The sequence below is a fragment of the Legionella busanensis genome (assembly GCF_900461525.1).
In the GTDB taxonomy this organism is placed as follows: domain Bacteria; phylum Pseudomonadota; class Gammaproteobacteria; order Legionellales; family Legionellaceae; genus Legionella_C; species Legionella_C busanensis.
Map to the genome: position 1 here is coordinate 934,679 of NZ_UGOD01000001.1, position 12,661 is coordinate 947,339.

A 12,661-nucleotide genomic window follows, 5' to 3' on the forward strand; every position below is an offset into this window, starting at 1 on the left:
TGATTTCCATCTAGTCAATGACAATTATAATAGTAGCTAACTTACTAAATTATTTCACTGAAAGGAGCTCTTTTGGACCAGTTAATTGCAAATACTCATCCAGAGTGGCATAAGATTTTAAAGAAAGCCCTGGCGTGTATGGATCAAACTTATCTAGAGCAAATACAAGTCCAAACGGACTGGCTGCCTGGGTTAGATAAGTTATTTGCTGCATTTAAATGGCCTTTATCTAATATTCGCTATATTTTGTTAGGTGAGTCACCTTATCCACGTGCCCAATCTGCTAATGGATATGCTTTTTGGGATAATGCCGTTCAATCGCTTTGGAGCGCTAAAGGGTTAAGCAGAGAAGTTAATCGAGCAACTTCTTTACGTAACTTCATCAAAATGCTGCTTCTGGCGCGTGGTGATTTAAAAGAGGATGATTTATCACAAAGTGCTATTGCTAGGCTTAACAAATCATTTTATTGTCAAACTGCAGAGCAATTATTCTTAAATATGCTTAATAAAGGCTTTCTGTTATTAAATGCCACTTTAGTACTTAGCCAACCTGTACGACTACATGCAAAGCAATGGCGTCCTTTTATGGCGAGCATATTAGAGCAATTAGCTGCTTATAATCCTTCAATACAATTAATCTTATTCGGCTATTTTGCAGCACAAGTACCGGAAACAGCACTATTTAAAGGTCTTACCTCAGAACATCCCTATAATATAAGTTTTATTACCAATCCTGATGTAGTAGATTTTTTTCAACCTTTGGATTTATTAAGTTGCCATGAATAATCAAGATCAGTCTTCAATAAATGAACATGAAATAGCTAAGTTTGCAAAACTCTCCCTACAATGGTGGAACACCGAGGGTGATTTAAAAACACTACACGATATTAATCCTACTCGCTTAGCTTTTATTAAGGATTACACCAAGCTTGCTAAAAAAAATATCTTAGATCTTGGTTGTGGCGGAGGTATTTTAAGTGAAGCACTAGCGCGCGAAGGTGCATTAGTGACCGGCATTGACGCTGAATATCAAGCCATTGAAGTTGCGAAAGAACATGCAAGTATGAATCATTTAGATATTAATTATATCTGTATGCCTATTGAAGAGTATGAAGCAACCCCATTTGATGTAATTACATGCATGGAAATGCTTGAGCATGTTTCGGAGCCATACCAGGTTATTAAACATTGTGCCCGTTTATTAAAACCCGGAGGGCTGTTATTTTTATCTACCATTAATCGAACGTTTAAAGCCTATGCTACAGCGATTATTGCAGCAGAATACCTATTAGGTTTACTACCTAAGCAGACGCATGACTATGAAAAATTCATTAAACCAGCTGAATTAGCCGCTATGCTTAGATGCGAAGGGTTTGAAGTCGTCACGATAAAAGGTATGAATTATAATCCTCTAACCCGTAGCGCAAGCTTACAAAATTCAGTAAGTGTTAACTATTTAATGTATTGCAGAAAGCTTTAACATGTATAGGAATAATTTTTTTATAAAGTATATTTTTACTCTTTTACTTTAGCCTGGGCATTATTCTTTTCTACATAGCGCTGTTGATAACGTTGATGAGCATATTTAGCCTGTTCGCTTGTTACTATATCAACTTCATTACCATATAGGTCAACTCGAGCACTGTTTGCTTTTTGACAGTTTAAATAAGCAGGCGATGAGCTATAGTAACTTAATGCCTCTCTTAATGCTTTTTTACTAAAAGGTGGAGAATCTAACCTGTCGTAAAATTCAACAATTTCATCAAATATACCAATTTGGAGTGGTTTAACTTGTTGGCCTTTTTTAAAAAAAGCATTAGGAAAATGCTCGATAAGCCAGTTGATAATCAGTTGTTTATCTTTCTTTACGCCTTCATGTTGATTCATAACGTTACTCTAAGTAATAGTTAATAGTGATATTAGCTTCTAAGAGCTACCACGTTCATTAATGTAAAGCAGTATACAAGTTTATGTTAAATTATAAACTACCTTAATTAAAATGTTTCACAAATTTTTAATTAAAAGCCTTCTTTTAAATAGGCATTGATAACCGCTATCGGGAAGAGGCTATTTCTAAAAAGGCTAGTTTGTAAATAAAATTAACTTAGCTAAGAGGCCTTTTTCTACTTGATCTGCCATAAATGGAATTAGTAAAGTTCTTAAAGTAACCCAAGAAATATCTCAATAGAGTGTAAGATAGTTAATATAATTTGACTAAGATTATTTTTAATTTTATCTTAAGTATTTGATTAATAAATAATTTATTTAGACTATGGTTGTTAAACTTATCATTTGTTTAATTTTTTGAGCTTGCTGTATAGTGATTTGGCTGCTAATTTTAAAGCATGACTTCATAAGGAATTGAAGTCTACAGATGGATCTGGAATCATATGGATAATGATACTCAGGGATAGAGAACAGAACAGGATGTTCTGGTTGGAAGACTGCGAAAAGCCAGGGAAATCCCTGGCTTTGTTTTTTTAAACTAATACAAATCCTGAATGAGATAAATAATATTTATCTGGGTAATAAGCAAAAACAACTGAACCACCTTTAAGGGTATTAATAACTGGCTTAGCTAACGTTTTTGCGATAGATGGACAGCCCCAGCTGCGACCCGCTTGACCTGCTTTTTTGATAAAAGATGGTTCTACATACCAAGCTCCATGGATAACTACACGGCGATTATAAGCATTATCATTAATTCCCTTTTCTAATCCTTGTAGATTTAAAGATAACCCCTTGGAACCTATATAAGTATCGCGGGTAACATAAGTTCCTAAGCTTGTTTCTTTACTAGACATTTTATTAGAAAAATGATGGGGAACAGTGGCGCCTGAATTTTTACCATGTGCTACATAAGTATTATATAAAAGCTTAGCTTGCTGTAAGTCAAAAACCCACATTCTTTGTTTAGAAGAAGGTAAAGAATAATCAATCACGGTTAATACAGGTTTTTTTACATTGGCACTATTAGAAGCTTTTTGGTAAGCTGTTAAAGCTAATCTTAAAACTTTTTTGTTTAGTTCAGGTGCTTTTTGACTTAACTGTTGAACTTGCTGGTTAATATCTGTAATGTTTTTAACTGCTACTGCGGTTTGGATGATGGGTTTGCTGACTTCGGAGGGCGTTGTAGGAGGTAGACTTGTTGTTGAAACGCTCGAAGAAAAAAAAGCGGCAGACAGTAGGCTCAATATCGTATTCATAATTCCTCGTTTCTTTCTGATAAACCCAAAATCATGAGATGTAGCTCCTTAGTTATTTGTGATTAAAAATGACTCGCTGCGAGGCATGTTAGCATTGTTAATAGAACCATTTTTAACTCGGCTAACTTATAAGACAAACATCTGCAACTGCAGGGTTAAAAAGTTAAAACCAGAACCAAAAAAAGTGGTAAAACTTACCACCGAGAGTGGTGATTATATTGGCAATTGAATCAAATGTAAATTGATAAGGCATGTGATTAATCATTTATATAATTTTTTAATCAATTCAAGGACTTAAATTAAGATGATTTTAATGGGTGTTTTATTTTATAACAAGTTGATTTAAATTTAAACTAAATTGGCTTGTTTTTTTAAAATATTTAGGTTAAATTAAAATCTAATTGTACATATTTAGATCTAATTTTTTTCTTTTTTCTCAGAAAAATAGACCAGAATATAAATAGGCTATGGTATTTTTTTGATAAATTTGATTTCATTTAAATATTTTCTGAATTATCATCCCACCATATATTTTGGCCAATTTATTGGAGAAAACTATGTTGGAAAGGTCTAATGGACATCTTCCTCAAGGTATTCGTGCTCACATTAATAAAGCTTACCGAGCCGATGAGCAAGCTTTAGTTCGTGAACTAATTGATAAAGCAATTCTTTCACCAGAAACTGTAAAAGCAATTCAAAATGATGCCATAGATCTAGTAGAAAAAGTTAGATCTGAGCGGAAAAAAAGTACGGGTATTGATTCTTTTCTTACTGAATATGCTTTATCAAGTGAAGAAGGGATTGCGCTTATGTGTCTGGCTGAAGCATTATTGCGCGTACCTGATAATGCCACTATTGATAGCTTAATTAAAGATAAGTTGGCCACTGCTGATTGGAAATCACATCGAGGCCAGAGTGATTCGTTTTTTGTGAATGCTACGACTTGGGCATTGATGCTCACAGGTAAAGTATTAACCCCTGAACGAGCTGACTCCCTTTTAAGTAAAGCCTTACTAACTTTGCTTAATCGAAGCGGTGAAGGCGTCGTACGTAAAGCTGTAGAAAAAGCTATGCGTATTATGAGTAAGCAATTTGTTATGGGTAGAACTATTACAGAGGCCCTGTCTAGAGCTAAGAAAAAAGAGGCTGTGGGCTATCGTTATTCTTATGATATGTTAGGAGAAGCTGCACTTACGCGACATGATGCGGCTCGTTACTTTACCGCTTATAATAACGCCATTGAGGCTATTGGTAGTCGAGTTGATAGAAATTCTACTATTTATGAGCGCCCAGGTATTTCAATAAAATTATCAGCACTGCATCCGCGCTATAATGAAGCTCAACGTGAGAGAGTATTAGATGAGCTGTCACCTAAGCTTTTAACACTGGCTCAAGCTGCTTATAAATATGATATTGCATTGACTATTGATGCTGAAGAATCAGAAAGATTAGACTTATCACTTGATGTAATAGAAAGTGTATTTAGTAATCCCAGCCTGGATGGTTGGCAAGGTTTTGGTATCGCTGTACAGTCTTATCAAAAACGCGCTTTTTACTTATTAGATTGGATAGCAGAATTAGCTAGAAAAAATTACCGCCGGATTATGGTAAGGCTCATTAAGGGTGCTTATTGGGACAGTGAAATTAAAAAAACGCAAATGCAAGGTTTTACTGATTACCCAGTATTTACACGCAAAGTGTTTACTGATGTTTCGTTTCAGGCTTGTGCAAAAAAGATATTAACCATGACGGATGCTATTTATCCGCAATTTGCAACGCATAATGCTTACTCAGTAGCAATGATTTTAAAGATTGCTGGTGATTATCAAGATTTTGAATTTCAATGTTTGCACGGTATGGGAAAAGAGCTTTATGAACAAATTGTACCGGCTAATCAATTAGGAATTCCGTGCCGAATTTATGCGCCTGTAGGCAGTCACGAAGATTTATTGCCTTATCTTGTACGTCGTTTGTTAGAAAACGGGGCCAATTCTTCTTTTGTAAACCGGATTGTTGATGAAAAAGCGCCTATCGTTTCATTAGTTGAAGATCCAGTTGAAAGAGCTAATTTATTAATTAATAAACCTAATCCGAATATCCCTTCACCTAATAATTTATTCATGCCCGAGCGCCAAAATTCAGTAGGATTTGATTTCAGTGATAGAGAAGCTGTAAATCAATTAAAATTATTATATGAGCGAATGGACTTTAATCATTGGGAAGCCGGGCCGTTATTAGCTGATAAAATAGATAAGCAAGTTGAATATAGTGTGACCTCGCCTCAAAACCAAAAAAAACCTATAGGCCGAACGTCAGATGCTACTTTAAATGATATTCAAGCTGCCTTAAGCAGCGCTGAAAAAGCATTTAAACATTGGAACATAAAACCAGTACAAGAGCGTGCTGCTATTTTATTACGTATTGCTGATTTATTTGAAGAAAATAAGCCATTGCTGATGGCAATGCTTTGTAAAGAAGCAGGTAAAACTTGGAATGATAGTATAGCGGAAATTCGCGAAGCCATTGATTTTTGTCGATATTATGCAACAGAGGCTACTAAATTAATGGCTAAGCCTCAGCAATTACTAGGTTATACTGGCGAGTTAAATGAGCTTTCATTGCATGGCCGTGGAACAGCTTTATGTATAAGCCCTTGGAATTTTCCATTAGCAATTTTTACAGGGCAAATCGTTGCAGCTCTTGTAACAGGGAATACTGTTATTGCTAAACCTGCTGAGCAAACACCGCTTATTGCAGCTTACGCCATTAAACTCATGCATCAAGCAGGTATTCCTAATGATGTTTTACAATTATTACCAGGACCTGGCGAAGTAATAGGTTCTGCCTTAGTCAATGACTTGCGTATCAAAGCAATTTTGTTTACAGGTTCAAACCAAACAGCAGATATTATAAATAAAACCTTAGCTTCTCGTGGCGGTGAAATTATTCCTTTTATTGCAGAAACGGGTGGGCAAAATGCCATGATTGTGGATTCATCAGCCTTATTAGAGCAAGTTGTGGTTGATACAATTAATTCTGCCTTTGGTAGTGCTGGCCAACGTTGTTCGGCTTTACGTGTTTTGTATGTGCAAGATGAGATTTACCCGCGTTTGATTACTTTATTAAAAGGCGCAATGGCAGAACTCAAAATCGGTGATCCGCAATGGCTTGTTACAGATATTGGTCCAGTTATTGATCGAGAAGCGCTCTTAGCTTTAAAAAATCATGTGCACAGTATGAAACAACAATATGAAATTATTTATCAATGCATCTTGCCCGAAGAGTGCGCTGACGGCTATTTTATGCCACCAACGGCTATCGCTATTGATTCTATTAAAGCATTAAAAAAAGAAGTATTTGGACCAGTCTTGCATGTCGTGCGTTACAAGCGCAAAGAGTTGGATAACGTTATTCAAGACATTAACAATACGGGATTTGGATTAACCTTAGGCATTCATAGTCGTATAAATCAACAGGTTGAATATATTCGCAACCGTATTCGTGCAGGTAACTGTTATGTTAACCGCAATATGATAGGGGCTGTGGTTGGTTTACAACCTTTTGGTGGGGAAGGTTTATCAGGCACAGGGCCTAAAGCAGGGGGTCCATATTATTTATTGCGTTTATGTCATGAACGTACTTATACGGTAGATACCACGGCTGCTGGTGGTAATGCTAGCTTGATGTCTTTGCCGGAAAATTAATAAATTGAAGTTAGTTATAATAAAATTTAGCAAATATTAGAGCATATCTTAATTCTTAGTTAAAGTTAATTATGTGATGTTAAATCAATTTTAATGACATCACATACTACTTTTAACTAAGATGTACTCCATTATTTATACTTGTTAACTTAAGTATAAATTCTATTCTTACACCCTATATTGCTTATATTTCAGTTAATTAAACTAGCTATTTTATAGGTTATGTAACGATACATACTTTAATTTAATTTTATCTGCTATAAGGCTTTTTTGCCCACCACCATGGAATGGCAACAAACATAACAAGGCCAATAATTAAAAATGCTTCAAAGAAAGCCACGTTGCCAATGGGAATTTGTGTTGGTGGAACAAATCCAATTAGCATGGCTAAAATGCAACACAGTATGCCAGTTAAAGAAATTACCCACATCAATACATTACCACCTGGAACTTTATAAACGCGAGGTAAATCAGGTTGACTATAACGTAGCTTTATAGCAGCAGCGAACATAAAAATATAAACTAACAAAGCCATTTGGGCACATAAATCACTAAGTAGCCAATAGGCAGCATTAATTGAGTCAAATAAGATGAATACACTTGTTAATAAGGTAAAGATGATGCCTTGAATAATTAGAATAGGAGCAGGCGAGCCATATTTATTAACTCTAGCAAATACCGGTGGTAGTGAGCCATCACGCGCTGCAATTAAAAGCCCTTTAGTTGGACCAATAATCCAGGCAGAAACGCCACTTAAACCTCCAAGGATTATTAACAAGGCAATAATAAAGGTCATCCATGTCATATTATAATTACTAAAGAAGATAGCAAATGCGTCAATTAAACCAGACACGACGCTAAGTTTAGCATTAGGAACGACCACGACTATAGCAAGCGAGCTTAAAACAAGCGTTAAAAATATAATGCAAATCGAATAAAGAATGGCTCTTGGATAATCTCGTTGTGGGTTTTTAACTTCTTCTGCATGGACTGCAGACATTTCAACCCCAATTAAACCAAATAAAACAGCCGCAAAAAGAGATAAATTACCTAAATTGCTAAAGTCTGGTAACCATGAACTAGACCAATCAACTGCACTAGGGCGGCCTTGCGCTAACCAGATAATACCGAGCCCAATAATAAGGAGCATAGGTAATATGGTTCCAAAGATAGCGCCTATAGTACTTACCCAGCTGGATAAGCGCATGCCGAAACAATTTAAAAACGTAAATAACCAAAATAGGCTTATTGTCGTAGTTAAGAGATACATTTTGTTATTAGCAAGTTCAGGCGCAAAAAGATAAGAAAAGGTAGCAGCAATAAAGGCTAAAATAGTGGGATACCACACAACATTATAAATCCATTGCAGCCAAATCGTAATGAATCCAGCACGCTGGCCAAATGCCTCTCGTACCCATACATAAATCCCACCTGTTCTGGGGTAAGCAGTTGCTAACTCAGCGGCAACTAAAGCAATAGGAATAAAAAAGGTTATTGCAGCAACGATATAATAAGTAATTAAAGGTAAACCTAGTTTTGCACTCATCGGTAGTGTACGTAGGCTATCAACAGCAATAACGTTAATCATGACTAATGAAAAAACAGAGAGTACTTTTTTGGAAGCGTGCATGCAAAATCCTTGGGTACAACTAATATTAATCGGTCTTTACAAAAATAATTTACAAGCTTTCGTTCAAAAGCCTACTACAGCAATAATTTAAAGGCAGGGTAATATATGTTCCGCATATCTTTAATATGCAGTGGCTCTATATTTTCATGCTAATTGCAGTAGAGAATTTGAAGAACACCTATTATTTATTCACAGTTAATGGCTACAAGCCAAGGACTTGACTTGGCTTGTAGCTGCGCAGGCGCAACTTTAATACAGATTAAACAAACAGTACAGTAATTAACGTAAGTTCGATATAAAAGAGATAACGTCTCTTTTATATCGCTAAACAAACGTTATCCCGTAAAATGCAAAGCATTTATACGGGATTCGGATTTAATAAACTCGACATAAAAATATAATATTTCTTATGTCGGATTCACTTTAATTAACTTAAATTACGTAATACATATTGTAATATTCCACCATGGCGATAATACTCAAGCTCATTAGCCGTATCAATACGACATAACACTGGTACAGCGTCTTCTTGACCATTGTGTCGCTTAATTAACATTGTTAATTGTGCACCCGGTTGCAAGGTATCATCGACTTCAATACTAATCTGTTCTGCACCAGTTAATTCTAATGTTTTACGCGTAGTGCCGTCTAAAAATTGCAAGGGTAGAACGCCCATGCCAATAAGATTTGAACGATGAATACGCTCAAAACTCTCAGTAATCACTGCTTTAACCCCTAAAAGATTAGTTCCTTTTGCTGCCCAGTCGCGAGAAGAGCCTGTGCCATATTCTTTACCTGCAATAATCACTAATTGCTGATTTTTTGCTTGATACAACATAGCTGCATCATAAATAGATAAAGTACTGTCTGATGGGATATGACGAGTAAATCCACCTTCAACACCTGGGACCATTTCATTGCGGATGCGAATATTAGCAAACGTTCCACGCATCATAACTTCGTGATTACCTCGTCTTGAACCATAAGAATTAAAGTCAGCTTCTTCTACCCCTTTAGATTTTAAATATAAGCCAGCAGGCGAATTAGCTTTAATAGATCCTGCTGGAGAAATATGGTCAGTGGTAATAGAATCGCCTAATAAGGCTAGAATAAATGCATCTGCAATGGGTTTAATAGGTTCTGGCTTAGAGGAGAGGTTTTCAAAAAAAGGTGGGTGTTGAATATAAGTAGAATTTGCATCCCACTCATAGGTAATACCACTATTTACTTTAATGGCTTGCCACTGTTCATCACCCTCAAATACTTCAGCATATTCTTTTCTAAACATGGTACCGTTTAATTTAGCTACTTCATCAGCAACTTCTTGATTGGTAGGCCAAATATCTTTTAAGAAAATGTCTTTACCTGAACTATCTTGACCAATAGGTTCTTTACTTAAATCTTTGGTAGTTGTACCGCATAAAGCGTAAGCGACTACTAGTGGCGGAGAAGCTAGCCAGTTAGCTCGCACTTGCGGATGAACACGGCCTTCAAAATTACGATTACCGGAAAGAACAGCACTTACCACTAAATCATGACTATTAATAGTTTCTGCAATAGGTTCATCTAAGGGACCAGAATTGCCGATACATGTTGTACAACCATAGCCGACTAAGTTAAATCCCAATTCATCAAGGTAAGTTTGTAGATTAGCCTGTCTTAAATAATCGGTGACCACTTTAGAGCCTGGCGCTAAGGAAGATTTAACCCAAGACTTACGCTTTAAACCTTTTTCTACAGCTTTTTTAGCAACAAGCCCGGCGGCCATCATAACACTAGGATTAGATGTATTAGTACAACTGGTAATGGCAGCAATCACGACATGGCCATGTTGTAATGAATAATCAGTCTCTTTAACTGGAAACTCAACATCTTTTTCAATTTCTTTACCAGATTCTTGTAAAAAGTGATTAAATTCTTGTGGTAGTATGGCTAAATTAACTTTGTCTTGTGGCCGTTTTGGCCCAGCTAATGAAGGCTCAACTGTTGCTAAATCAAGTTCCAAGGTATCTGTAAAAACAGGATCTTCTGCTTGCTCGCTATACCACATGCCTTGTTCTTTACAGTAAGCTTCAACAAGCGCAATAGTATTTTCATCACGCCCACTTAACTTAAGATAGTTTAATGTTTCTTGATCTACTGGGAAAAACCCACAAGTTGCGCCATATTCTGGTGCCATATTCGAAATAGTTGCTCGATCGGCAAGGGGTAGCGCTGCTAAGCCTGAGCCATAAAACTCAACAAATTTGCCAACCACACCTTTTTTACGCAACATTTGGGTCACAGTTAACACCAAATCAGTTGCTGTAATTCCTTCTTTTAATTTACCAATTAATTTAAATCCGATGACCTCTGGAATTAACATAGAAACAGGTTGGCCTAACATGGCAGCTTCAGCCTCAATACCGCCTACACCCCAGCCAAGAACACCTAGGCCATTAATCATAGTTGTATGTGAATCGGTACCCACTAACGTATCAGGATAAGCGTATAGTCGTCCATTATCTTCACTACTCCAAACTGTTTTGCCTAAATACTCTAGGTTAACCTGATGGCAAATGCCGGTACCGGGTGGTACAACTTGAAAATTAGCAAAGGATTGTTGACCCCAGCGTAGGAATTCATAACGTTCTTTGTTGCGTTTGATTTCAATTTCTGTGTTAACTTTTAAGGCGTCTTTACTTGCATAGCGATCAACCATAACAGAGTGATCAATCACTAAATCAACAGGTGATAAAGGTGATATTTTTGTAGCATCGCCACCTATTTTTTGCAGTGCAGAACGCATTGCAGCTAAGTCAACCACCGCTGGTACACCGGTAAAATCTTGCATTAATACCCGAGCAGGTCGATAAGCAATTTCATGTTGAGAGGTTTTAGTATTAATCCAATGAGCAAGTGCTTTGATATCATCCTTAGTAACAGTGTTATTATCCTCAAAGCGTAATAAATTTTCTAATAAAACTTTAAGGGAGTAGGGTAGACGATTTATACCAGGAAAGTGGCTTGCTTCAGCTTTTTTCAAGCTAAAGTAATAGTAAGTTTTATCATTAACTTGTAACTGAGATTGTGTTGATAGGCTATCATGACCTACTTTCATAAATCTGCTCCTGAATTAAAAAAGCTAATAATAGCTGAAAACTAACAAATTTTCATGTATGAAATATGTCAGTTTTTAAGCTATAGCGCTGTTTACTAATTTTTACACAAGGCGCACGTGAGTAAGGCGTAGAAGCATTGTAGAAACGTTTACAATGCTGCAATAAAATAAAAGACGCAGGCTATACAAAAACTCTAATAGGCCATAATTGCATGCTCTTCTTTAATATCTGCTTTGATATCTGTTAACTCTGATTGCGATAAATCAGTATGGACTGCTGCTTTAAAGAGGTCTATCTCCGCCTTAAGAGCTTGATTTTTCTTAGGTAATTTTTCAGATATTAGATAAAATAAACTAGGCATAAGTACCGTAATTGCAACGCTTATACCAATAATACCAAGAACAGGAAAACCCACGCTTAAAGCTATACTGCTTAAAACAAGGGCGCTTAAACTAAAAATAGTGCCACCAAGGGCAAGATTATTTACTTGGTTATCTATATAGTTGTCATTTTGATTAGGAAAATGGTTATCTAAGGAAATTAAGCGATAATCAGACGAGGTATAATATTTAAATAAGTGTTTAGCAGCATTTTTATTGTCAACAAGGCATGCTTCTAGCGTCTTGGAAAAGTGCCAATAAGAACGAATTAATTTGTTTCGTTTATTAACGTCATTGGTTGTATCAATTTCTCTTAAAAAAGTATTTCTTTTTTGTTTAATTAATTGCATTAACATCAATGTATTTTCAGAGCTAGTAAGGTCTTCTATCTCACTTAAAATTGTTTGAATTTTATTATTGGGAAGTTCGACACTAATAAATTTTTTCTCATTCATTTCAGCAAAAAAATTAAGTATAGGCATAAAAATTCCTGTTCAATTAAAATTGACGAGAATTGCCAGTGAGGCAACTATCAGTTTATTTATAATGATTATTAATCAATCAAAATTTAATAGCTTGCTATAGCAAAAGATAACATAATAGATTGATTAATTTTGATTATAAGAAATAGCGCTATTGT

At 35.8% G+C, this 12,661-nt stretch carries 8 protein-coding genes; 3 read left to right on the forward strand and 5 right to left on the reverse strand.

Translation table 11 applies throughout. The features are described from left to right. Nucleotides 1-72 precede the first annotated feature (72 nt). Nucleotides 73-786 (forward strand): uracil-DNA glycosylase family protein, encoded by a 714-nt coding sequence (locus DYH30_RS04270; protein ID WP_115330461.1) that lies wholly within the window; start codon nucleotides 73-75, stop codon nucleotides 784-786. Further along, complete coding sequence (ubiG, locus tag DYH30_RS04275; protein ID WP_115330462.1) at nucleotides 779-1,480, forward strand: bifunctional 2-polyprenyl-6-hydroxyphenol methylase/3-demethylubiquinol 3-O-methyltransferase UbiG; 702 nt, start codon at nucleotides 779-781, stop codon at nucleotides 1,478-1,480. The genes DYH30_RS04270 and ubiG overlap by 8 nt, the downstream gene beginning before the upstream one ends. Before the next feature lie 35 nt (nucleotides 1,481-1,515). Here ubiG and DYH30_RS04280 read toward each other — a convergent pair whose 3' ends face one another. Together DYH30_RS04280 and DYH30_RS04285 are read right to left on the reverse strand one after the other, a co-directional pair. Then, complete coding sequence (locus tag DYH30_RS04280; RefSeq protein ID WP_115330463.1) at nucleotides 1,516-1,887, reverse strand: ProQ/FINO family protein; 372 nt, start codon at nucleotides 1,885-1,887, stop codon at nucleotides 1,516-1,518. 593 nt (nucleotides 1,888-2,480) lie between these two features. Further along, complete coding sequence (locus DYH30_RS04285) at nucleotides 2,481-3,206, reverse strand: murein L,D-transpeptidase catalytic domain family protein (protein WP_115330464.1); 726 nt, start codon at nucleotides 3,204-3,206, stop codon at nucleotides 2,481-2,483. 557 nt (nucleotides 3,207-3,763) lie between these two features. On the opposite strand from DYH30_RS04285, the gene putA reads away from it, so the two are divergent. Continuing rightward, the gene (putA, locus tag DYH30_RS04290) at nucleotides 3,764-6,910 is read left to right on the forward strand and encodes a bifunctional proline dehydrogenase/L-glutamate gamma-semialdehyde dehydrogenase PutA (RefSeq protein ID WP_115330465.1); all 3,147 of its coding nucleotides are present in this window, start codon (nucleotides 3,764-3,766) and stop codon (nucleotides 6,908-6,910) included. A gap of 250 nt (nucleotides 6,911-7,160) precedes the next feature. On the opposite strand, the gene DYH30_RS04295 is transcribed toward putA, so the two are convergent. The 3 genes from DYH30_RS04295 to DYH30_RS04305 form a co-directional block, all read right to left on the reverse strand. After that, the gene (locus tag DYH30_RS04295) at nucleotides 7,161-8,540 is read right to left on the reverse strand and encodes an APC family permease (RefSeq protein WP_115330466.1); all 1,380 of its coding nucleotides are present in this window, start codon (nucleotides 8,538-8,540) and stop codon (nucleotides 7,161-7,163) included. Nucleotides 8,541-8,967: 427 nt separating this feature from the next. Further along, nucleotides 8,968-11,640 (reverse strand): aconitate hydratase AcnA, encoded by a 2,673-nt coding sequence (gene acnA / locus DYH30_RS04300; protein ID WP_115330467.1) that lies wholly within the window; start codon nucleotides 11,638-11,640, stop codon nucleotides 8,968-8,970. Nucleotides 11,641-11,834: 194 nt separating this feature from the next. Next, nucleotides 11,835-12,503 (reverse strand): lpg1689 family Dot/Icm T4SS effector, encoded by a 669-nt coding sequence (locus tag DYH30_RS04305; RefSeq protein WP_115330468.1) that lies wholly within the window; start codon nucleotides 12,501-12,503, stop codon nucleotides 11,835-11,837. Nucleotides 12,504-12,661 lie beyond the last annotated feature (158 nt).